The sequence below is a fragment of the Janthinobacterium sp. C22 genome, from assembly GCF_057919405.1.
Window position 1 is genome coordinate 1155509 of record NZ_CP193659.1, and the last position, 22365, is coordinate 1177873.

Sequence of the window (22365 nt, forward strand, 5' to 3'; positions counted from 1 at the left end):
GCCATGAGCTTCGTCACCATGAACCTGGTAACGATGATGTACCTGATCGCCTCGGTGTGCTTCATCCAGGCCCTGAAAGGCCTGTCGTCGCCATCGACGGCGCGCCGCGGCAATGCCTTCGGCATGAGCGGCATGGCCATTGCCGCCGTCACCACCGTGGCGCTGATCCTGAAGCTGAAGGAACAGCAGACGGGCGGCATGGGCCTGACCCTCGTCCTCATCGGCATCGTCACGGGCGGCGCCATCGGCGCCTACCTGGCGAAAACCGTGGAAATGACGAAGATGCCGGAACTGGTGGCGGCCATGCACTCGCTGATCGGCCTGGCGGCCGTCTGCATCGCCGTGGCGGCCGTGTCGGAACCGTGGGCCTTCAATATCGCTGAGCGTGGCCAGGCGCTGCCGATCGGTAACCGCTTCGAGCTGTTCATCGGCACCTTCGTCGGCGCCATCACGTTTTCCGGTTCCGTGATCGCCTTCGGCAAGCTGTCGGGCAAATACAAGTTCCGCCTGTTCCAGGGCGCGCCCGTCAGCTTCAAGGGCCAGCACATGCTCAACCTGGTGCTGGCGCTGGTGATGGTGGGACTGGGCCTGGCGTTCTGCTTCGCCGATGGCGTCGAGCCGGCCTGGACGCCGTTCGTCATCATGACCCTCATCGCCTTCGCGCTGGGCGTGCTGATCATCATCCCCATCGGCGGCGCCGACATGCCGGTGGTGGTGTCGATGCTCAACAGTTACTCGGGCTGGGCCGCGGCCGGTATCGGTTTTTCGCTGAATAACTCGATGCTGATCATCGCCGGCTCATTGGTCGGCTCTTCCGGCGCGATCCTGTCGTACATCATGTGCAAGGCCATGAACCGCTCGTTCTTCAACGTCATCCTGGGCGGCTTCGGCGGCGATGCGCCGGCGGCCGGCGCGGCCGGCGCGCAGGAACAGCGTCCGGTCAAATCCGGTTCGGCCGACGATGCCGCCTTCATCATGAGCAATGCGGAAACCGTCATCATCGTGCCCGGCTACGGCCTGGCCGTGGCGCGCGCGCAGCACTCGCTGAAAGAACTGGTGGAAAAGCTCACGCACAAGGGCATCACCGTCAAGTACGCGATCCACCCGGTGGCGGGGCGCATGCCGGGCCATATGAACGTGCTGCTGGCCGAAGCCGAGGTGCCGTACGACCAGGTCTTCGAGATGGAAGACATCAACGGCGAATTCGGCCAGACGGACGTGGTGCTGGTGCTGGGCGCGAACGACGTCGTCAACCCGGCGGCGAAGGACCCGAAATCGCCGATCGCCGGCATGCCGATCCTCGAAGCCTATAAGGCCAAGAGCATCATCGTCAACAAGCGCTCGATGGCGTCCGGCTATGCGGGCCTGGACAACGACCTGTTCTACCAGCCGAACACGATGATGGTGTTTGGCGACGCCAAGAAGGTGATCGAGGATATGCTCAAGGCAGTCGAATAAGCGGTATTTTTTGCCGTAGGTCGGATTAGCGGGGCAAAGCCCCGCGTAATCCGACGTATTGGGGCCAACAATGTTGTCGGATTACGGCCTTCGGCCTCGGCGGCCCCGCCTAATCCGACCTACGCTTGTTTTCAGGCTGCGACGACCTTATTGCGTCCCTGGTGCTTGGCCGCGTACAGGGCCTTGTCGGCATCCGACATGGCCGCGTCCAGGGTGGCGCCGGCCGTCAGGGAGGCCACGCCGATGCTGATGGTCACCTGCAGCGAGCCGCCGTCGGGCAGCACGGTGACCGCCGCCGCCACGGCTGCGCGGATGCGTTCGGCCACCTGGTGCGCCTGCCGCAGGCTGGCGTCGGGGAACAGCAGGCCGAACTCCTCGCCGCCGAGGCGCGCCGCCACGTCGGTGATGCGTCCCGTGTCGCGCAGCGCCTGCGCCACCGTGCGCAGCACGGCGTCGCCCACGGCATGGCCATAGCGGTCGTTGATCTTCTTGAAATGGTCGAGGTCGGCCACGCCCACGGTCAGGGCGGCGCCGCTGCGCGCCGCGCGCGCCATCGCCTGCGCGGCTTGCGCTTCATAGGCGCGCCGGTTGGGCAGCGACGTCAGCGCATCGTGCAGCGCCTGCTGTTCCAGCTGCGCCAGCAGGCTGGCGTTCTTTGCCGCCAGTTCGCGCCGTTCGCGCACGTCGAGCAAAAAGGCGCCGAAATAGCGCATGCCGTCGACCACGCCCAGGTCCAGCGCCTTCATTTCGATGGGGATCATTTGCGTGTCGCGGTGGCGGATGGCGAATTCGCGTATCTTGCCCAGCACGCTGGACGTGCGCGAGCTGCGGATGTAGTTGATCACGTGGTTGTCGTGCTGCGCGCCGACGGCGTCGGGCAGCAGGCCGTTCAGGGTCTGGCCCAGCAATTCCCCGCCGGCATAGCCCGACAGCGCCTGCATGGCGCCATTGATATAGCGGATGCGGCAATGTTCATCGATGATGATGACGGCGTCGAGGGCGTCTTCCAGCAGGCGGGAAAAAGCACTTCGGGAAGAGCTGCAGGCGGTGCTGCGGGCAATGCATCTGTCATGGAACGGTCGCCAAAAACCAGGTGACAGCCATTGTCGCATCCGCGGGCCGTTTACTCCATGCCGGATCGCCCGCCTGTTTCTTTTTCGCCCGAGCTCTTTGCTTATTGATAAGGCTCAGCGGCGGCCGTACATCATCAGTTCTGCCAGGCTCTTGCGCGCCGGGCGGAAGGCGTCCAGCAAGCCCAGCGACAGGCCCAGCAAGCCTTGCGTGGGAGCGCTGCCCGTGAAGATGCGCGCCATGGTGTCGGTGACGCGCACGGTCAGCCCCCTGTCGGCCTGGCGCAGGCTGGCGTAGCGTTCCAGCGCTGCGGGGCTGCTGTCCTGCGCCAGCACGCGGGCCAGCACGGCGGCGTCGCGCAAGCCCAGGTTCAAGCCCTGTCCCGCCACCGGGTGCAGGGTTTGCGCCGCGTTGCCGATGGTGACCGTGCGCGCCGTGCCGTTCGCCTGCGCGTTCAGGCCCAGCGGATAGGCCAGGCGCGCCGTCGTGTGCGTAAAGCGTCCCAGGCGGCTGCCGAAGGCGACGCCCAGGCGGGCCAGGAAGGCAGCGTCGTCCAGGGCCAGCAATTGTTCGGCGCGCGTGGGCGGCACGCACCACACCAGCGCGTAGCCGTCGTCCTGCGGCAGCAGGGCCAGCGGACCCTCATCGGTAAAGCGCTCGTACGCGCGGTGGGCGATGGGGCTACTTGTGCGCACATGGGCAATGATGGCGCTTTGGCCATAATCGCGGCTGACGGCGCGTTCCGTCTGCTGGCCGAACAGGCCGCCCTCGGCCTGCACCAGCAGGCTGGCGCGCAAGCTAGACGGGGCGCCCGCCTGGTCGATCTGCACGGACACGCCGTCGGCGTCTTCCTCACTGCCCGTCACCATGGCCGGGCGCAGGCTGGCCACGCCCAGGCGCTCGCACACGTCGGCCAGCGCGCTGACGACGGCGCCGTAACGGGCCACGTAGCCGAGCGCCTCGACGCCATGCTCGCTGCGGTCCATCAGGCTGCGCCCGAACTGGCCGCGGCGCGACACGTGGATCTGGTGGATAGGCGTCGCCTCCATGGGCCAGGCGCCCGCTTCCTCGAGTATCTGGCGGCTGCCGTGCGACAGGGCGATGGTGCGCGGGTCGCGCCTGGCCTGTTCGAGGGATTTGGCGTCGAGCAGGGCGATGCCGGCGGCGCGGCTGCCCCGCTGCATCAGCAGGGCGGCCAGGGCCATGCCGACGGGGCCGGCGCCGCAGATGGCGAGATCAAAAGTGGACGGTGTATGCATGCGGCGGGGTTAATCCTGTGACATCAGTTGTTCGATTTCAGCGACGCTCCTGGGCGCCGTGCTGAAGACTTCATGGCCTTGCGGCGTGACCAGCACATCGTCCTCGATGCGGATGCCCGTATGCCAGAACTGCTCCGGCACGCCGGCGCCGGGACGCACGTAGATGCCCGGTTCCACCGTCAGCACCATGCCCGCTTCGAGCGCGCGCCACGGCTTGCCGGGCGCGTCCGTGTCGCGGTAGGCGCCCACGTCGTGCACGTCCATGCCCAGCCAGTGGCTGGTGCCGTGCATGTAGAAGGGCATATACGCCTTGTCGGCGATGACGTCCTGCACGCCGCCGTTTTTTTGCCGCTCCAGCAAACCCAGGTCCAGCATGCCCTGCGCCAGCACCTGCACGGCCGCCTCGTGGATGGCGCTGTGCGGCAAGCCGGGGCGCACCATGTCCAGCGCCGCCTGCTGCGCCGCCAGCACCAGCTCGTACAGCGCCCGCTGCGGGCTGCTGAAACGGCCGTTGACGGGCCAGGTGCGCGTGATGTCGGAGGCGTAGCCATCGAGTTCGCAGCCGGCGTCGATCAAGACCAGTTCGCCGTCTTTCAATGCCGCATTGTTGGCGCTGTAGTGCAGGATGCAGGCGTTGCCACCGCCGGCCACGATGGAGGAATACGCGGGGAACTGGGCGCCGCTGCGCCGGAATTCGTACAGCAGCTCCGCCTCCAGCGCGTATTCGTGCAGGCCGGGCCGCGTGGCGCGCATGGCGCGCGCGTGGGCGGTGCTGGAAATGGCGGCGGCGCGGCGCATCAGCTGCTGTTCTTCCGGGTCTTTCAGCAGGCGCATGGCGTCGAGCATGCCGTTGAGTTCAATCGCCATGGCCGGCGCCGTGACGCCGCTGCGGGCCTTTTGCCGCACGTTGTGCCGCCAGAGCTTCACCTGCGCATCGAGACTGCCGCCCAGCGCATAGTAGATGGCGGGGGAGTCGGCCAGCAGGCGCGTCATTTCCGCGTCGAGTTCCTCGATGGGGAAGGCGGCGTCAAAACCGAAGCTGGCGCGCGCCGCCTCGGGGCCATGGCGGAAACCATCCCAGATTTCGCGCTCCGTGTTCTTGGCGCGGCAAAACAGGATGGCGCGCGCGGGCGCCGTGGCGCTGGCGGCCACCAGCGCCACGGCGCTGTCGGGTTCCGTGTAACCGCTGAGGTAATAGAAATAGCTGTCGTGGCGGTACGGATAATCGCAATCGCTGTTGCGCGGCACTTCGGGCGCTGTGGCAAGGATGGCCACGCTGCCCGGCAGCATCTGTGCCAGCAGCGCCGCCCGCCGTGCCGCGTAATTGGCCATCATGCCGCCGGTGCCCTGGCTGTCGCGCCGTTGAGCGCGTCGAGTTGCTTTGGGGTGCCGACATTGGTCCACTCGCCCGTATACACTTCGCCGCCCACGCGGCCCTGGTCCGCGTACTGGCGCAGCAGATCGCCCAGTCTGGCGTGGCTGCCCGGTGCGATGCCGTCGAACATTTCAGGACGGTACACGCCGATATTGGCGAAGGTCCATTTGGTGTCGTCCGTATTGTTGATCGAGAACAAGGTCAGGCCGAAGTCGCCCTTGGGATGGAAGTCGGGATTGGGCACCAGGTAGGTCCAGGCGATGTCGCGCTGGTCGGCCGGATACGGCGTGCCCAGCACATCCTTGTCGGCCAGCACGTCGAGCACCTGCTTGAAGTCGAAATAGGGGCAATAGATGTCGCCGGAGATGGCGAGAAACGGCTCTTCTCCCAGCAAGTGGCGCGCCTGGGCGATGCCGCCCGCCGTTTCCAGCGGCGTGCTTTCCGGCGAATACGCGATGCGCGCGCCATACGCGCTGCCGTCGCCCAGGGTCTCTTCGATCAGGTGGCCCAGATGGGAATGGTTGATGACGATGTCCGTGATGCCGGCGCGCACCAGGTTCAGCACATGCCAGACGATCAGCGGGCGGCCGCGCACTTTCAGCAGCGGTTTTGGACAGGTATCGGTAAGCGGACGCATCCGTTCACCGCGGCCTGCGGCAAAGATCATGGCTTTCATGGGTAGTCGTTTTCAGTATCGGTAAGTCGGCTGCGCGGACAGGCCGCGCAGCAGGAAAGTGCCTAGAACGTATAGCCGACTTGCGGCGTTTTATTCTCCAGCGCATCGAGCAAACGCACCAGCGGCTTGAGTTCCGTGTAGCGGTTGGCCGTCTTGCGCACGTAGTCGAGCACGGTTGGCAGGTCGCCCATGTACAGATCCTTGCCGTCGCGGTAGTTCAGGCGCGCGAACAGGCCGAGGATTTTCAGGTGGCGCTGCAGGGCCGTGAATTCGAAATCGCGGTAGAAGGCGTCGATGTCGGGATTGACGGGCAAGCCCAGCTGCTTGGCGCGCTGCCAGTAGCGGATCACCCAGTCGAGCACCAGTTCCTCGTCCCACTGGATATACGCGTCGCGCAGCAGCGAGGCGATGTCGTAGGTGACGGGACCGAAGACGGCGTCCTGGAAGTCGAGGATGCCGGGATTGGGGATCGAACCATCGTTGATGTGCATCAAATTGCGCGAATGGTAGTCGCGGTGCATGAATACTTGTTGCTGCGACAAGATATTCACCGTGATGGCCTCGAAGACCTTGTCCAGCTGGGTTTGTTGCGCATCCGTCAAGGTGGCGCCCAGGTGCTTGCCGATAAACCATTCCGGGAACAGATTCATTTCGCGCAGGATGAAGGCGCGGTCGAATTCGGGCAGCACGTCGGGGGCGCTGGCCAGCTGGATTTTCATCAACGATTCCAGCGCTTCGGCGTACAGCACGCTGGCATTGTCGTGGTTCAAGGCGTCGAGATAGGTGGTCGTGCCCAGGTCGGAGAGCAGCAGGAAGCCATTCTCCAGGTCTTGCGCGATGATGTCGGGCACGGACACGCCGGCGCTTTTCAGCAAGCCAGCCACCTTGACAAAGGCGGGCACGTTTTCGCGCTCGGGCGGCGCATCCATGGCGACCAGTGTACTTCCCGGCAATGTTGCATTGCCTGGCAGCACATCGAGACGGTAGTAGCGGCGGAAGCTGGCATCGCTGGAAGCGGGGCGGGCGGAATCGGGAGAAACGAGGTTAAGCGAGGTCAACCAGGCTTTCAACAGGGTCAGGCGAGCGTCGGCGGATGCCGGCGCGGCAGGGGAATTGGGGGAGAATGACATTAAGCGGCCTGTGGAATCGGGTTGATGGTGCAGATTCCCATATAATAAGGGATTCAAATCAAAAAATCGCCTGTCAATGGTGCTTGCCCCTTCCAATTCATGAGCTGGTTTTCGGCCTCCCCCTTCGCAGCGCTGGGCTTTCGCCATCAGCGCGCTCGTCGCCGCCACGACGGTGCCTGTCCACGCCCAGAAAGCACCGCGTCCGGTGCATGTGGAAGATCCCGACGCGCCCACCGTCATGACGGCGAACAGCATGAACGGACGCCCGGAGCGGGAGATCAATCTCGACCAGAATGTCGTGATTGAACGCGGAAAAACCACAAAAATGACGGCCGATACAGCTTGTTACAAACAAGTTGAAGATCAGTTCGATGCCGAGGGCCATATCAAGATGTGGCGTTTCGGCGATTACTACACGGGCGACGTCCTGAAGCTGAACATGGAGACCGGCAAGGGTTTCCTGCTCAACCCGACTTACCGCTTCGAAGTGGGCGGCGGCCAGGGCAAGGCCGAGCGCGTCGACTTCATCAATCCCGATGAAGCCACTGTGATCGACGGCACCTATAGTACTTGCGAGGGACCGAATCCTGACTGGTACCTGAAATCGAGCACCTTGAACCTCGACACGGGCCGCGACGTGGGCACCGGCAGCAAGACCATCATCTATTTCAAGGACGTGCCGATCCTGGGCACGCCGGGCATCTCGTTTTCGCTGTCGGGTGCGCGCCGCTCGGGCTGGCTGGCGCCCACGCCAGGCTTTGCCTCGAAGAACGGTTTCGAACTGCTGATGCCGTACTACGTGAACATCGCGCCGAACCGCGACCTGACCCTGTACCCGCGCTATATCCAGCGGCGCGGCATCCAGCTCGGGGCGACGGGCCGCTACATGGGCGAGACGGATGCCGGCCTGTACCAGGGCGAAACGTCGTTCGAGTTCTTGCCTAACGACAAGCAGACCAAGACCAACCGCTACATGATCAAGTCCAAGCATGAGCAGGCGCTGGCCAAGGACTGGAGTTACAGCTGGGATCTGCGCGAAGCGTCCGACAATAATTACCCGAACGATTTTTCGAAAACCGTCGCCACCGCCACCGAGCGCCAGTTGCTGCGCGAATTGCGCACCGACTACCGCACCGAGGACTGGAGCCTGACGGCGCGCGTGCAGAATTACCAGGTGCTGCAGGATCCCGATGCAGTCAACAATCCCAGCCTGACCGTCACGCGTCCGTATGACCGTTTGCCGGCGGTGAACTTTCATGCTGGCAAGTACGATGTCTGGGGCGGCTTCGACTGGACCTTCGACGCGGAAGCGACGCGCTTCGCGCATCCGACTCTGGTGCAAGGCTCGCGCCTCGTGGCCGTGCCGCAAGTGAGTTTCCCCATCCTGCGCCCTGGCTACTTCATCACGCCCAAGCTGATGCTCAATGCCAGCGCGTATCAGCTCGACAATGACGCCAGGACCAAGGCACTGTTCCCGTCGACCTCGTTTACGCGCGCCGTGCCGACGTTCTCGGTCGACAGCGGGCTGGTGTTTGAACGCGACACGAATCTGTTTGGCGCCAAGGGCGGCACGCAAACCCTGGAACCGCGTCTGTTCTACGTCTATACGCCGTACCGCGACCAGTCGCAGTTTCCGAACTTCGATACGGCCGCCGGCACGTTCAACCTGACGCAGATCTTCACGGAAAACCGGTTTGTCGGCAGCGACCGCATCGGCGACGCCAACCAGGTCACGGCCGCCCTGGTGTCGCGCTTCCTGCAGGCGGACGGCACGGAGCGCATGCGATTGACCTTCGGCCAGCGTTTCTATTTTGCCGACCAGCGCGTGCAGCTCAATTCGAGCACGCCCGTGAATCAGTCGCGTTCGGATATCCTGCTGGCCGCGACGGGCCGCGTGTCCGAGACTTGGACCGCCGACAGCCTGGTGCAGTACAATCCCAGCGACCGCCAACTGGTGAGCTACAACTACACCTTGCAATATCAGCCCGGTGCCAAGAAGGTATTGAATTTTGGCAATCGTTTCCAGCGTGGAGATGCTGGTTGGCGCAATGTTGAAGTGTCGTCCCAATGGCCGTTGACGGACCGCCTGTATGGCGTGGGACGCATCAGCTATTCCGTGAAGGATCGCAGCATGCTGGAAAGCCTGGTCGGCCTGGAATACAAGGGCGACTGCTGGGTGTTCCGCATGGGGGCGCAGCGTTTCGTGACGACGAACAAGACTGTCTCGACACCGATCTTCTTCCAGCTGGAATTGACGGGCTTGTCGAGTGGCCTGGGCTTGGGCGCGAATGGCCTGGAAACTTTTACAAAAACCATCCCTGGTTACCAGACACTGAGCCAGCCACTCCGTTAAGATAGGCACCGTTGCCGCCGCCGGTGTTCCCGGCGCTGGCACAAACCGGTTTTTTTATTCACCTGAACTCATGAGCGCTCTACACATTATGCGTAATGCCAGTATGCACCAACTCAAAATTGCAACGGTTTTGTTGTGCGCCATTTCCGGCGCCACGACCAGTAGTGTCTGGGCGCAACAGGCTGCGCCAGCGCCTGCGGCCAAGCCCGCTGCCGCTGCCCCAGCGCCGGTCAAGGGCTTCACGCCCCCCGCGTCGAGCAGTGGCCAGACCATCGATTCCATCGCCGTCGTCGTCAATGACGATGTGATCACGCGCAATGAAGTGGCGGCCCGCATCAAGAGCGTGGAGCAGCGCATGAAGGCGCAGAATATCCCGCTTCCCGACCCTGCCGACCTGCGCCGCCAGTTGCTAGAGCGCATGATTGTTGAACGCGCGCAAATGCAGCTGGCCAAGGAAATGGGCGTGCGCGTGGATGACCTGACCCTGGACCGCGCGATTGGCCGTATTGCTGAACAGCAAAAAATGACGGTGCAAGAGCTGCGCAACCAGATGGAAAAGGAAGGCACGCCGTTTGCGACCTTCCGCGAAGAAATCCGCGATGAAATCATCATGCAGCGCCTGCGCGAGCACGAAGTCGACGCCAAGATCCAGATTTCCGATTCCGAGGTGGATAACTTCCTGGAAGCGGAAAAAGCGGCAGCCAGCGAACAGGTGGAGATGAACCTGGCGCAAATTCTCGTGCGCATTCCGGAAAATTCCAGCCCCGAACAAATCGCCGCCCGCCGCGCGCGCGCCGAAGAAGTCAGCCGCCAGCTGCGCACGGGCGCCGATTTCGCCAAGATGGCCGCTACCTATTCCGACGCCAGCGATGCGCTGAGCGGCGGCGATATCGGCTGGCGCCAGAGCGACCGCCTGCCGCCCCTGTTCACGGAACAGTTGCTGAAATTGAAGCCAGGCCAGATCACGCCTATCATCAAGAGCAACACGGGCTTCCATATCCTGAAGCTGGTGGACCGCCGCAGCGCTGCCGAGGCGCAAGCCGTGGCCGCCGTGCAGCAAACGCATGCCCGCCACATCCTGCTGAAAGTGACGCCGACCCTGTCGGCGGCCGAAGCCAAGCGCAAACTGCTGGAATTGAAGGAGCGTCTCGACAACAAGGCCGCCAAATTCGAAGACCTGGCCCGTTTGTTCTCGAACGACGGTTCCGCGGCCAAGGGCGGCGACCTGGGCTGGCTGTATCCAGGCGACACCGTGCCGGAATTTGAAACGGCGATGAATGCGCTGAAACCGGGCGAAGTGAGCCAGCCGATCGAATCGAGCTTTGGCTTCCACCTGATCGAAGTGCTGGAACGCAAGAGCGACGACGTCTCGAAAGAGAAGCAGCGCGCCGCCGCGCGCAATGCCTTGCGCGAACGCAAGCTGGAAGAAGCGACGGAAAACTGGGCGCGCGAAGTGCGCGACCGTGCCTACGTCGAATTCCGCGCGGACGACCAGTAATGCTGCTGATTCATTGCGCATGAGTAACTTGCCCCTTGCACGCCGTCCGGCCATCGCCATCACCTGTGGCGAACCGGCCGGTGTCGGCCCGGAAATCTCCATACGCGCGGCCTGGGCCATGCGCAATGAAGTCAACTGCATCCTGCTGGGCGACGCCGCCTTCCTGGCGCTGACGGCCAGCCTGATCGATCCGGAGATCCGCCTGGCGGCGCTGTCGCTGCAAGCCGTGCGCAACAGCGGCTTGCCCCAGTTCGGTCCCGGCCGCCTGGCCGTGATCGATATTCCCACTGTGAACAATGTCATTCCCGGCGTGCTGGACAAGGAAAACGGGCGGGCCGTATTGGCCACCCTGGACGCGGCCGTGGAAGGCATCGCCGCCGGCTGGTTTGGCGCCATGGTCACGGCACCCTTGCAAAAAAGCACGATCAACGATGCAGGCGTAGCCTTTTCCGGCCATACGGAATACCTGGCAGAAAAACCGGCACGCCGCAAGTGGTGATGATGCTGGCCGGAGAACCGGGTCACGGCGAGCCGACCTTGCGCGTGGCGCTGGCCACCACGCACCTGCCATTGAAGGACGTGTCCGCTGCCATCACGATGGACAGCCTGGCCGTCACCCTGGATATCATTCAGCTTGATTTGCAACAGAAATTCGGCATCGCCGCGCCGCGCATCCTGGTCACCGGCCTGAACCCGCACGCGGGCGAGGGCGGCTATCTGGGACGCGAGGAAATCGAGGTGATCAGCCCCGCGATCGCGGCGGCGCAAGCGCACGGCATCGATGCGCGCGGACCGTACCCGGCCGACACCTTGTTCCAGCACAAATACCTGGCGGACGCCGACTGCGTGCTGGCCATGTACCACGACCAGGGCTTGCCCGTGCTGAAATACGCAACCTTCGGGCGCGGCATCAATATCACCCTGGGCTTGCCGCTGATCCGCACTTCGGTCGACCACGGCACGGCGCTGGACCTGGCCGCGCAAGGGCTGGGCCTGGCCGATGGCCACAGCATGGAGCAAGCCCTGCAAACGGCGCTCGACATGCTGCGCGCGAGTATCCCGACCAGAGCGTAGGTCGGGTTAGCCGCAAGGCGTAACCCGACGCTGCCTGCTCAACGATCCCGCCGGCCTGTGCCGGCTTTACCGCATTGATAGAAAACACATTATGAAACACGTTGCCCGCAAACGCTTTGGCCAGAACTTCCTGCATGACCGCTTCGTCCTCGACGACATCACGGCCGCCATCGCGCCGCAGCCGGACGACGCCATGGTCGAGATCGGCCCCGGCCTGGGCGCGATGACGGAGCAGCTGCTGCGCCATTTGAAACAGATGCATGTGGTGGAACTGGACCGCGACCTGATCGTGCGCCTGGAAAAGACCTTCAATCCGGCCAAGCTGACGATCCACTCGGGCGATGCGCTGAAGTTTGATTTCGCGCAAATTCCCGTGCCGGCCGGCCAGAAGCTGCGCATCGTGGGCAATTTGCCGTACAACATTTCCAGCCCGCTGCTGTTCCATTTGGCGGACTTCGCGCCGCTGGTGCAGGACCAGCATTTCATGCTGCAAAAGGAAGTGGTCGAACGCATGGTGGCCGAGCCGGGCAGCAAGGCGTATGGCCGCCTGTCCGTGATGCTGCAATGGCGCTATGACATGTCCTTGCTGTTCATCGTGCCGCCGACGGCCTTCGATCCGCCGCCGAAGGTGGAATCGGCCATCGTGCGCATGATTCCCGTGGCCGAGCGCCTGGCGTGCGACCAGGCCACTTTGGAAGCGGTGGTCATGAAGGCCTTCTCGCAGCGCCGCAAGGTGATCCGCAACTGCCTGGCCGGTATGTTTACGGAAGAGCAGATCAAGGCGGCCGGCATCGATCCGACCCTGCGTCCGGAAACCGTGGGGCTGGAGCAGTATGTTGCCCTGGCGAATCTGCTGAAAGCACCTGCTTGAGTTTTAACTTAAAACCACTGGTCGACCTGCTGTAAATCCTGGCGCAACGCTGAAAAGCAGTCGTCCACATGGTGGTTGCGGCTGATTTCATTGCGCCGCATCAAGGCGATCTTGCGCTTGCAGGTGGGCTGGCGCAGGGGCGCCACATGCAGATCCTCGTCGTTGAGGAAGGTCGTGTACAGGCTGGGCATGATGCCCACAGCGATGCCGGCGCGCACCACGCCATACAGCGATTCGCTGTGGATCATCTGGTACAGGTTTGAGGGGCTCAAGCCATGCTGGCGCAGCGCGCTCGAGGCGAACTCCCAGATGCTGCCCTTGGTAAACACGACGATTTCCTGGCCCGCCAGCTGTTCCCAGCGCACTTCCTTCAGCGGCGCCAGCGCATGGCGTCCCGCCGTCACCAAGACCAGCTCGTCCTCGAACAGGCCCACGCTTTCCAGCGACACGGAACCAGGCACCTCGATGCCCACGCAAAAGTCCAGCTGGCCCGAATGCAGCGCATGCAGCAAGCCGTCGTTGGGCATGTCCGACAGGACGATTTCCACTTCATCGCCATGCTGCTCGCAGTAGCGCGCCACCACCACGGCCGTCATCGCCATGGCCGAGGGAATCGCGCCGATGCGGATGCGGTGCCGGCCGCTGCCGATGGCGCGCTGGATATCGGCAAAGGTGTTGCTGGCCGTATTCAATAAATGCGTGGCGTAATCGAGCGCCAGCTTGCCTTCGCGCGTCAGTTCCAACTGGTGGGTTGTGCGGTTAAACAACTTTTTCCCAGTTGATTTTCCAGCAGCTTGATCGACGCGCTGAGGGCCGGCTGGGTCACGCACAATTCCTGTGCAGCCTTGCTGAAGCTGTTTACCCGGGCTAGGGTGGCAAACGCTTGCAAATGTCGTAAGGAAATTTTCTTGCTCAGTTCATGCATGGCTTTGCTTATTAGAAAAAGTAATGGATTTATAAAAATAAACAAATTTTCTTATCCCTCAATTTACCATATTCTGGACTGGTCCTTACTTGTCTTGAAAGCAACAATATTCGGGAGAAGAGCCTGGAATGCGGCGCCGGCAGGTGCGGCGGTGCGCCAGACTAGGGATGTATCAATAAAATAATTCCAAAAAAACTCAGGGTTTATTCTTTTTAGGGTGGCGGCGATGAACAAATGGATGACGGGAACGATGGTGGTGGGTGGCTTGCTGGCGGCGCAGGGCGCGGCGCAGGCGCAAAGCAGCGTGCAAGTGTATGGCTTGCTGTCGGCCGGCATCGGCTATGTGTCGGATGAGGGCAAGGGCAGCCGCACGCATGCGCTGAGCGGCACGAACCAGAATCCCCGCATCGGTTTTCGCGGCCAGGAAGACCTGGGCGACGGCACCAAGGCCGTCTTCGTGCTGGAAAACGGTTTTAACGTGATGACGGGCACGGCCTCGCAAAGCGGCCGTTTGTTTGGCCGCCAGTCGTATGTGGGCCTGTCGAGCAACGACAAGGGGACGCTCACCCTGGGCCGCCAGTACGAAGCCGTGAAGGATCTGCTGGGCCCGGTGGTCATCGCCAGTAACGGCGTGCACATCGGCGACAACGACAATGGCTACAACAACTTGCGCGTGCAAAATGCCGTCAAGTATGTCAGCCCGAACATCAGCAACCTGTCGTTCACGGGCTTGTACGGTTTCAGCGAAAATCCGGAAGACTCCAACCGCAACCGCGTCTACAGCATGGGCGCCGGCTACAAGGTCGATGCCTTCAGCTGGGCCGTCGCCTACACCAAGATGGATCGCCCGAACAGCCCCGATGCGCCGAATGGCGCCATCGGCAACGACTACGGCAGTTCCCTGCTGATCTTCAACAAGAGCGCCGTCAAGGGCGCCGGCGTGGACAGCCAGGCCATCGCCGGCACGGGAGGCTTTTATAATGTCGGCAGGACCAAGTTCGGCGCGCTGTACACCAACGTGCGCTACCACTACCTGGATCAAAGCAATCTGACCTTGCAAAACGTGGACCTGAACGTGAACCACAAGCTGACGGAAGCGTTGAACCTGGGCGCCTCGTATTTCTTTACCACGGGTAAATATGATGTGATCAACAAGACGCCAAAATGGCATCAGGTCAACTTCCAGGCCGATTACTTCCTGTCCAAGCGCACCGACGTCGCCGTCACCTGGAGCTACCAGAAGGCGGCAGGCGATGCGACGTTCGCCCGCGTGTTCGGCTTCGGCGCCTCGGGCGGCAAGACGCAAAGCGTGCTGATCGTCGGCATGCGACATTATTTCTGATTCTGATTCATCTTTACAGGCGCTGTCCCGCAGCGCCGCCCCTGAAAGGAAGCATCTTGAAAAAGCACCTCATGTTGGCGTTGAGCCTAGGCTTGCTGGCCAACGCCGCCCACGCGGAAAAACGCGAGCTGGTCATTTCGGCCTATCCGATTGCCCAGCCCTTGTTCATGAAGTATGTGTACGAGCCGTTCAAGGCCAAATGCGGTTGCGATATCAAGGTGGAAACGGGGAATAATGCGGACCGCATCGCCAAGCTGGTGGTGCACGCCAAGAACCCGGTGATCGACCTGGTGCTGCTGTCCGATTCCGGCATGCTGGAAGCGGCGCAAAAGGGTGTCATTCAGCCCATGGATTACTCCAAGCTGAGCAATTACAAAGCCCTGTACGACGTGGCGAAAAACCCTATCGGCGGCAACTACGCCGTCGGCTACACGCTGTACTCGGTGGGCCTGGTGTACCGCAGCGACAAGGTCGCCCCGCTGACGTCCTGGAAGGACCTGTGGCGCCCCGAACTGAAGGGCCGCGTGGCCTTCCCCGACGTGAGCACCACGCAGGGCCCCTTGATGCTGCGCATGGCCGATGCGGCCTGGGGCGGCAAGACGGACGACTACGCCACGGGCTTTGCCAAGATCGTCGGCATGAAGGGTAACGTCGTCACGTTCTCGAAAAACAGCGCGCAGCTGGCCGCCCTGTTCGCGCAGGATGAAATCTGGGCCGCACCTGTCGCCCGCTTTACCTGGTCGCAAATGCTCAAGACGGGCCTGCCCCTGAAGTGGAGCATCCCGGCCGAAGGCCAGGCGGCCGGCATGAACGTGATGGGCATCGTCGCCGGTTCGAAGAACGCAGACCTGGCCTACCAGCTGATGGATTTCTGGCTGTCCAAGGAAGTGCAGACGCAGCTGGCGACCAATCTGGTCGACTCGCCCGTCAACAAGGACGTGCGCCTGTCGGTGGCGGCCGCGCAATTCAATACCTATGGCGCCGACCAGATCAATTCGCTGAAATTCGTCAAGCCGGAAACCATCATCAAACAGCGCAGCAACTGGATGACGCAGTGGAACAAGGCCATGAGCAAATAGTGGTGACGAGGAGAGAACGCCATGTTTGCTGATCCAAAAAGCGCCTGGGGCTGCTGCTGGTCCTGCCTGCGCTGATCTTTATCGTCGTCTGCTTCCTGCTGCCCGTGCTGGCCTTGCTGGTCGACGCCTTCCGCGTCGGCGACGGCATGCAGTGGGGCGTCGACCGCTTCATCGAATTCTTCTCGCAGGAATTCAACCGCACCATCTTCTGGCGCACCTTGCGCATCGCTGCGCTGGTGACCCTGGCGTCCGTCATCCTCGGCTACCCGGCCGCGCAAGCCGTGGCGCGCGTGTCGCCGAAGTGGCGCGGCCTGGTGGTCGGCATGATGATCCTGCCGCTGATGGTTTCGCCCATCGCGCGTACCTATGCGTGGATCGTCTTGCTGGGCCGTAACGGCGCCGTCAACGCGGCGCTCGTCAACATGGGCTTCACGGAAGAGCCGCTGCGTTTGCTGTTCAGCGAATTTGCCGTCTTTGTCGGCCTGCTGCAATTGCTGCTGCCATTGATGCTGATGTCGCTGGCCGGCGCGCTGGAAAACCTGCCGCGCGACGTGGAACCGGCCGCGGCGACTTTGGGCGCGAATCCATGGCAAGTATTCTGCAAGGTCACCCTGCCGCTGACGCAGGAAGGCCTGGTGGTCGGCGGCACGCTGGTATTTACGGGCTGCGTGACGGCCTACGTGACGCCGGCCCTCTTGGGCGGCACCAAGGTGCTGATGCTGGAAACGCTGCTGTACCAGAAGGTCAGCGTGGAGAGCGACTTCGGCGCGGCCAACGTCATCGCCGTCATCCTCGTCTGCATGACCCTGCTGGTCAATGCCGGCCTTAAACGTATTTCCTCGAGCCGGAGCTCCGTATGAAAGAAAGCCTATTCTCGCGCGCCGTCCTGTGGCTGGTGTTTTTGTTCCTGCTGGGGCCTTTCGCCATCGTCGTGCTGGCCGGCTTTTCCGGCGGCGAAACGCTGGCCTTCCCGCCCGAGTCGTATTCGCTGCGCTGGATCCTCGAAGTGTGGGCTGCGCCCGAGTTCCGCCGCGCCTTCCAGACCAGCCTGGAAATCGGCCTGATCGCCACCGTCATCGCGCTCCTGCTGGGCATTCCCGTCGCGTATGCGTTTTCGCGCATGCCGCCGCCTGGCATCGGCGCCATCCGGCAAATCCTGACGTCGCCGCTGATTATTCCCGCCATCCTGGTCGGTTTGGGCTTGCTGCACCACCTGGTGCTGACGATCAATGCGCCCGTGTACGTGGGCCTGCTGATCGGCCATATCGCGCTCTTGATTCCGTACTCGGTGCGCGTCGTGTACGCCAGCCTGGTGAACCTGCGCGTGGATATCGAGGATGCTGCCATCACCCTGGGCGCGTCGCGTTTGCGGGCGTTTTTCATGATCGTGCTGCCGAATATCCGCAACGCCGTGATCGCCGCCTTCTTCCTCGCCTTCGTCACTTCGTTCAACCAGGTGCCCGTCTCGCTGTTCCTGACGGGTCCTGGCATCAGCACCCTGCCGATCGAGATGCTGGGGCATATGGAAAACAGCTTCGATCCGTCGATCGCTGCCCTGTCGACCTTGCTGGTCTTGTTCACCATGGCCTTCGTGATGGTGACCGAGAAGGTGCTGGGCATTTCTAAATACATGTAAGAGGCAACACACGATGAGTTATCTGGAACTGCACAAGCTGAACCTCGGCTACGCCAAGAACACGACGTCCGTGAAGGACCTGGACCTGCACGTCGAGCAGGGCGAGCTGATTTCCCTGCTGGGCCCCAGCGGCTGCGGCAAGACCACCACCATGCGCGCCATCGCCGGCCTGATGCCGCTGCAGTCGGGCCGCATCGTGCTCGACGGCCGCGAAATCGGCAAGCTGGCGCCGAATAAACGCAATATCGGCATGGTCTTCCAGTCCTACGCGCTGTTCCCGCACCTGAACGTGTACGACAACATCGCCTTCGGCTTGCGCCTGCGCAAGGTTGCGCCAGCCTTGTTGAAAACCAAGGTCGAAGCCGTGATCGCCGCCGTGGGCCTGACGGGTTTTGAAACGCGTTTGCCGGCGCAGATGTCCGGCGGCCAGCAGCAGCGCGTGGCGCTGGCGCGCGCCATCGTCGTCGAGCCGGCCCTGCTGCTGCTCGACGAGCCGCTGTCGAACCTGGACGCCAAGCTGCGCGTGCAGATGCGCGCCGAGCTGCGCCGCATCCAGCGCGAACTGGGTATCACCATGCTGTACGTGACGCATGACCAGGAAGAAGCGCTGGCCCTGTCCGACCGCATCGTCGTCATGAACGGCGGGCGCATCGAGCAGCTGGCCGCGCCGGAAGCCGTGTTCAATACGCCGTCGACGCGCTTCGTCGCCAACTTCATGGGTTTCGAAAATCTGTTCGACTACCGCGACGGCGCGCTGCACCATGCCGGCGCCAGCCTGCCGTACACGTCCCCAGTCGCTGCCGGCACCACGGTGCTGGGCTGGCGTCCGGACAAGGTGCGCGTCTGCGCGCCCGATGACGCGGCGGCTCACTACCCGGGCACCGTGCTGGCGCGCGGCTTCCTGGGCGACACCGTCGAATACCTGCTGCAAACGCCGCTGGGCCAGGTCAAGGGCATTTGCGCGGCCGGCGGCGCCGCCTGGCGCGAAGGCACGGCCGTCTCGTTCGTGCTGCCGTCCGACAGCGCCCTGTGCCTGGCCGCCTAACCTCGACTGAAAGCCACCATGACCCAAGCCTTGAAAAAGATCTGGCTCGACACCGATCCCGGTTTCGACGACTGGCTGACGATGCTGCTCTTGGGCAGCAATCCCGCTATCGAGTGGCTGGGCGTGAGCGTGGTGGCGGGCAATGCGCCCGTCGACATCACCTACGACAATGCCTTGCGCATCAAGGCCCATGACGGCTTGACGGTGCCGATCTACCGCGGCTGCGAAGAGCCGCTGGCCGGCGTCATCGAAACGGCGCAGCGCATCCTCGGCGACAGCGGCATGCCGACCACGGGCGAGGTGCTGCCGCCCGGCGCCGACAGCGATGCTGCCGGCCACGCCGTCGACGCGCTGATCGCCGCCGTGCGCAAGCATCCGGGCCAGATCACCATCATGGCGATCGCGCCGATGACGAACCTGGCGACCGCCTTGACCCGCGCGCCCGACATCGCCGAGAAAATCGTCGAAATCATCCTGATGGGCGGCTCGACCGACCAGGGCAACCACACGGCGGCGGCCGAATTCAATATCTATGCGGACCCGGAAGCGGCCGCCCAGGTGTTCAAATCCGGCATCCCGCTGCGCATGTTCGGCCTGAACCTGTGCCGTCAGCTCTTGGTGACGAATGCGGAAGTGGAACGCCTGCGCGCCCTCGGCACGCCGCGCGCGCTACGTCTGGCAGGCTACCTGGAAGCGTACGTGCGCATCCGCAGCAGCGACGGTTCCGTGCCCATGCCCATGTACGACCCGGTGGTGGCCCTGTATCTGGAAGCGCCGCAGCTGTTCCAGTTCCAGCCGGCTCACGTGGCCATCGAATTGACGGGCGAATTGACGCGCGGCATGACGGTGTGCGAATTCCGCGTGCCGCGCCGCGCGCCCGTCAACACGCAGGTGGCGATGCTGGCCGACGGTCCCGCCGCCATCGAGCGCCTGATGCGCCGCCTGGCCGCCATTCTCGTCTGACCCACTTCACTACGAAACGAGCTTCATGTCTAATTCTCCCCTGAGCATCGAACAGTTTTTACGCGCCATGCCGAAAGTGGAGCTGCATTGCCACCTGTTCGGTACGGTGCGCCAGGCTACTTTCCGTGCGCTGGCCGCCAAGACGGGCAATGTCGTCACGCCCGAGGAAATCGACGCGTTCTATACGCGCGGCGACAAGCCCGTCGGCGTACTGCGCGTGCTGCGCGCGCTCGACGCGCACCTGATCGTCTCGCCGACGGACCTGTATTGCCTGGCGTATGAATACCTGGAAGACGCGCATGGCCATGGCGTGCGCTATGCGGAGTTCTTCTGGAATCCGACCGGCACCGTGCGCGTCTCGGGCATCCGCTACGAGTCGGCGCAGGACGCCATCGTGGCCGCCATCCGCGATGCGCAAAGGGATTTTGGCGTGATCGGCCGTCTGATCCCCAGCATCGACCGCGAAGCGGCTCCCGCCGAAGCCGCGCAGATGGTGGAGTGGATGAAGGCGTACCGCGCGCCGGAAGTGATCGGCATCGGCATCGACTACCGCGAAAACGACCGTCCGCCGGAGCTCTTCATCGAAGCCTACCGCGCCGCGCGCGCCGCCGGCTTCAAGTGCACGGCGCACGCGGGCGAATTTGGCATGCCGTGGATGAACGTGGCGACGGCGATAGACGAATTGCAGGTGGACCGGGTCGACCACGGCTACACGATCGTCGACAACCCGGAGCTGGCGCAGCGCTGCGTGGAGCGGGGTCTGGTGTTCACCGTCGTGCCCACCAATTCGTATTATCTGCGCACCCTGGCGCCCGAGCGCTGGGCGCTCGATCACCCGATCCGCGCCATGGCCAAGCTGGGCCTGAAACTGCATCCGAATACGGACGATCCGACCCTGCACCACGTGACACCGACGGGTGCCTGGATGATGATGCGCGAATTCGGCTTCGGCCTCGACGACATGCGCGGCTTCATGTTGAATGGCCTCGATGCGGCCTGGATAGACGAGAGCACGCGGCGCGACTGGCGCGCGGAATTTACGCGCGAGTTCGACGCGCTGCGGGCCAGGGTCATCGAGTAAATCAGGCCGACGCCGGTGGTGGGGCCAGCAGCGAGGGAAACGCCCGCTGCGGGCAGCTTTGGCGCTCGCACACCTTGCAGCCCGTGCCGATCGGCGTGGCGCTGGATGGGTCGTGCAAATCGAGTCCTTTCGAATAGATCAGCCGGTGCGCCTGTGAGATATCGCAGCCCAGCGCCACGGCAAAGGTCTTGCCCGGTGCGCGGAAACCCGGCGACGCCGTGCTGACCTGGCGCGCGATCCACAGGTAGGTGCAGCCGTCGGGCATGCTGGCCACTTGCGTGAGCACCTGGCCCGGATGGCTGAAGGCGTCGTAGACGATCCACAACGGACACGTGCCGCCCACCCTGGAAAAATGGAAGTCCGTCGCCGACTGGCGCTTCGAGACATTGCCCGCGCGGTCGACGCGCACAAAGAAAACGGCAGCCCCGCCGCATCGGGGCGCTGCATGGTACTCAGACGGTGGCACACGGCTTCGAAACCCACGCCGAACTGGTGCGCCAGGCGCTCGATATCGTAGGCGCGCGTCTCCGCCGCCTGCAGGAAGCGCTGGTACGGCATCAGCAGGGCGCCGGCGAAATAATTGGAAAACGCCAGGCGCGCGCCCGTCTGCGCGGCCGCGCCGGAGAGTCCCGCCGCCAGCACGAGCGCGTCGATCAAGTCGCTGTGCTCGAGCAGGCTGATTTGCGCCGCCATCTGGAAGGCGCGCTGGCCGCCTGTCAGGGTGTCGGGCAGAAACAGGATATGGTGTTGCGCGTCGTAGCGGTGCTTGCGCACCATGCCCGCGTCGCCATCGGACAAGCGCACCTGGATGCCGTGGCGCTCCAGCAGGCGGCCTTGCAGCGCGTCGAGCGTGCGCAGGGCGGGATCGAGTTCGCCGGCCACCCGCTCCGCCGCCCGGTCCAGTTCATCGATATAGTTTTGCCGCCGGTTCAGGTATTCGCGTACTTCCTCGTCCGTGGAGGGCGCCGCCGAGCTGGCGCCGCGGCTGCCGTCGTCGAGGCGCGCGGCCAGCGTATCGGCCCGTTCCGCCATCACGCGGTAGCGCCGCTGCAAGAGCAAAATCGAGCGCGCCAGCTCCGGCATGTTTTCCACCAACATTTTCAATTCCGCCATCGAGGTGGGCGGCGCGTCGGGCAATTCGCCGAACACGTCGCGCACGTCGGCCACCAGGCTGGCGCTGTCGTGTTCGGAAAAGATTTGCGGATCGACCCCGAGAACACTGCCGATGCGCAGCAGAATCGGCACCGTCAGCGGGCGCTGGTTGCGCTCCATCTGGTTCAGGTAGCTGGGCGAGATGCCCAGGGCCTTGGCCAGCGCCACCTGCGTCATGCGCCGTTCCTCGCGCAGCCGCTGCAGGCGCACGCCCATGAAAACCTTTGCCATCGCGTTTCCTCTTCCCCGGTTTGTGGAATCTGCAAATTTACAATCTTTGCAGATTAACAGATTCATCTTTGCATTATCTCGCATTTTCACGCCTTGTTTGCAGCCTGGATTGTGCGAATAATGCAAACAGACCTATACCCCAACGA

19 protein-coding genes and 2 pseudogenes are annotated in these 22365 nt (G+C 63.3%); 12 read left to right on the forward strand and 9 right to left on the reverse strand.

Going from position 1 to position 22365, the window contains the following annotated elements; genetic code table 11:
- The first annotated feature begins 3 nt into the window (after nucleotides 1-3).
- Nucleotides 4-1458: an NAD(P)(+) transhydrogenase (Re/Si-specific) subunit beta gene (locus ACRHIG_RS05195; protein WP_489630745.1), complete on the forward strand. Its 1455-nt coding sequence runs from the start codon at nucleotides 4-6 to the stop codon at nucleotides 1456-1458.
- A gap of 131 nt (nucleotides 1459-1589) precedes the next feature.
- On the opposite strand, the gene ACRHIG_RS05200 is transcribed toward ACRHIG_RS05195, so the two are convergent.
- From ACRHIG_RS05200 to ACRHIG_RS05220, 5 genes are all read right to left on the reverse strand, one after another.
- A complete protein-coding gene (locus ACRHIG_RS05200; RefSeq protein WP_489629552.1) occupies nucleotides 1590-2570 on the reverse strand; it encodes a GGDEF domain-containing protein in 981 nt (326 codons plus the stop codon).
- A gap of 75 nt (nucleotides 2571-2645) precedes the next feature.
- Nucleotides 2646-3788, reverse strand: a complete 1143-nt coding sequence (locus ACRHIG_RS05205) for a UbiH/UbiF/VisC/COQ6 family ubiquinone biosynthesis hydroxylase (RefSeq protein ID WP_489629553.1) — start codon at nucleotides 3786-3788, stop codon at nucleotides 2646-2648.
- Between the two features lie 9 nt (nucleotides 3789-3797).
- The gene (locus ACRHIG_RS05210; protein ID WP_489630746.1) at nucleotides 3798-5120 is read right to left on the reverse strand and encodes an aminopeptidase P N-terminal domain-containing protein; all 1323 of its coding nucleotides are present in this window, start codon (nucleotides 5118-5120) and stop codon (nucleotides 3798-3800) included.
- The gene (murU, locus tag ACRHIG_RS05215) at nucleotides 5120-5839 is read right to left on the reverse strand and encodes an N-acetylmuramate alpha-1-phosphate uridylyltransferase MurU (protein ID WP_475414145.1); all 720 of its coding nucleotides are present in this window, start codon (nucleotides 5837-5839) and stop codon (nucleotides 5120-5122) included. Before murU ends, ACRHIG_RS05210 begins: the two co-directional genes overlap by 1 nt.
- Before the next feature lie 62 nt (nucleotides 5840-5901).
- Nucleotides 5902-6969 (reverse strand): aminoglycoside phosphotransferase family protein, encoded by a 1068-nt coding sequence (locus tag ACRHIG_RS05220; RefSeq protein ID WP_489629554.1) that lies wholly within the window; start codon nucleotides 6967-6969, stop codon nucleotides 5902-5904.
- A 172-nt stretch (nucleotides 6970-7141) separates the two neighbouring features.
- Here ACRHIG_RS05220 and ACRHIG_RS05225 point away from each other — a divergent pair, with 172 nt between their 5' ends.
- The 4 genes and pseudogenes from ACRHIG_RS05225 to rsmA all read left to right on the forward strand — a co-directional run bounded on the left by ACRHIG_RS05225 (nucleotide 7142) and on the right by rsmA (nucleotide 12765).
- The gene (locus ACRHIG_RS05225; protein WP_489629555.1) at nucleotides 7142-9322 is read left to right on the forward strand and encodes an LPS-assembly protein LptD; all 2181 of its coding nucleotides are present in this window, start codon (nucleotides 7142-7144) and stop codon (nucleotides 9320-9322) included.
- 103 nt (nucleotides 9323-9425) lie between these two features.
- A complete protein-coding gene (locus ACRHIG_RS05230; RefSeq protein WP_232731233.1) occupies nucleotides 9426-10820 on the forward strand; it encodes a peptidylprolyl isomerase in 1395 nt (464 codons plus the stop codon).
- Nucleotides 10821-10839: 19 nt separating this feature from the next.
- Nucleotides 10840-11894: pseudogene (pdxA, locus tag ACRHIG_RS05235) on the forward strand (4-hydroxythreonine-4-phosphate dehydrogenase PdxA).
- A 91-nt stretch (nucleotides 11895-11985) separates the two neighbouring features.
- The gene (gene rsmA, locus ACRHIG_RS05240) at nucleotides 11986-12765 is read left to right on the forward strand and encodes a 16S rRNA (adenine(1518)-N(6)/adenine(1519)-N(6))-dimethyltransferase RsmA (RefSeq protein WP_475414140.1); all 780 of its coding nucleotides are present in this window, start codon (nucleotides 11986-11988) and stop codon (nucleotides 12763-12765) included.
- Between the two features lie 8 nt (nucleotides 12766-12773).
- Here rsmA and ACRHIG_RS05245 read toward each other — a convergent pair whose 3' ends face one another.
- Both ACRHIG_RS05245 and ACRHIG_RS05250 read right to left on the reverse strand, forming a co-directional pair.
- Nucleotides 12774-13532 (reverse strand): LysR family transcriptional regulator substrate-binding protein, encoded by a 759-nt coding sequence (locus tag ACRHIG_RS05245; protein ID WP_489629556.1) that lies wholly within the window; start codon nucleotides 13530-13532, stop codon nucleotides 12774-12776.
- Nucleotides 13499-13690 carry a LysR family transcriptional regulator gene (locus ACRHIG_RS05250; protein ID WP_489629557.1) on the reverse strand — a complete coding sequence of 64 codons (192 nt, stop codon included), beginning with the start codon at nucleotides 13688-13690 and terminating at the stop codon, nucleotides 13499-13501. The genes ACRHIG_RS05245 and ACRHIG_RS05250 overlap by 34 nt, the downstream gene beginning before the upstream one ends.
- A 226-nt stretch (nucleotides 13691-13916) precedes the next feature.
- On the opposite strand from ACRHIG_RS05250, the gene ACRHIG_RS05255 reads away from it, so the two are divergent.
- The 7 genes from ACRHIG_RS05255 to ACRHIG_RS05285 all read left to right on the forward strand — a co-directional run bounded on the left by ACRHIG_RS05255 (nucleotide 13917) and on the right by ACRHIG_RS05285 (nucleotide 20836).
- On the forward strand, nucleotides 13917-15032 hold the full coding sequence (locus ACRHIG_RS05255; RefSeq protein WP_489629558.1) for a porin: 1116 nt from the start codon (nucleotides 13917-13919) through the stop codon (nucleotides 15030-15032).
- 56 nt (nucleotides 15033-15088) lie between these two features.
- The gene (locus ACRHIG_RS05260; protein WP_489629559.1) at nucleotides 15089-16111 is read left to right on the forward strand and encodes an ABC transporter substrate-binding protein; all 1023 of its coding nucleotides are present in this window, start codon (nucleotides 15089-15091) and stop codon (nucleotides 16109-16111) included.
- A gap of 104 nt (nucleotides 16112-16215) precedes the next feature.
- On the forward strand, nucleotides 16216-16971 hold the full coding sequence (locus ACRHIG_RS05265) for an ABC transporter permease (RefSeq protein ID WP_489629560.1): 756 nt from the start codon (nucleotides 16216-16218) through the stop codon (nucleotides 16969-16971).
- Nucleotides 16968-17747 (forward strand): ABC transporter permease, encoded by a 780-nt coding sequence (locus tag ACRHIG_RS05270; RefSeq protein ID WP_070290842.1) that lies wholly within the window; start codon nucleotides 16968-16970, stop codon nucleotides 17745-17747. The genes ACRHIG_RS05265 and ACRHIG_RS05270 overlap by 4 nt, the downstream gene beginning before the upstream one ends.
- Nucleotides 17748-17760: 13 nt before the next feature.
- On the forward strand, nucleotides 17761-18792 hold the full coding sequence (locus ACRHIG_RS05275; RefSeq protein WP_474293273.1) for an ABC transporter ATP-binding protein: 1032 nt from the start codon (nucleotides 17761-17763) through the stop codon (nucleotides 18790-18792).
- An 18-nt stretch (nucleotides 18793-18810) separates the two neighbouring features.
- A complete protein-coding gene (locus tag ACRHIG_RS05280) occupies nucleotides 18811-19755 on the forward strand; it encodes a nucleoside hydrolase (RefSeq protein WP_489629561.1) in 945 nt (314 codons plus the stop codon).
- 25 nt (nucleotides 19756-19780) lie between these two features.
- Complete coding sequence (locus ACRHIG_RS05285) at nucleotides 19781-20836, forward strand: adenosine deaminase family protein (RefSeq protein WP_475414136.1); 1056 nt, start codon at nucleotides 19781-19783, stop codon at nucleotides 20834-20836.
- A gap of 1 nt (nucleotide 20837) precedes the next feature.
- On the opposite strand, the gene ACRHIG_RS05290 is transcribed toward ACRHIG_RS05285, so the two are convergent.
- Nucleotides 20838-21302 (reverse strand): helix-turn-helix domain-containing protein, encoded by a 465-nt coding sequence (locus ACRHIG_RS05290; protein WP_489629562.1) that lies wholly within the window; start codon nucleotides 21300-21302, stop codon nucleotides 20838-20840.
- A gap of 44 nt (nucleotides 21303-21346) precedes the next feature.
- Nucleotides 21347-22303 (reverse strand): annotated as a pseudogene (locus ACRHIG_RS05295) (ImmA/IrrE family metallo-endopeptidase); the annotation flags it as partial.
- Nucleotides 22304-22365: the final 62 nt, after the last annotated feature.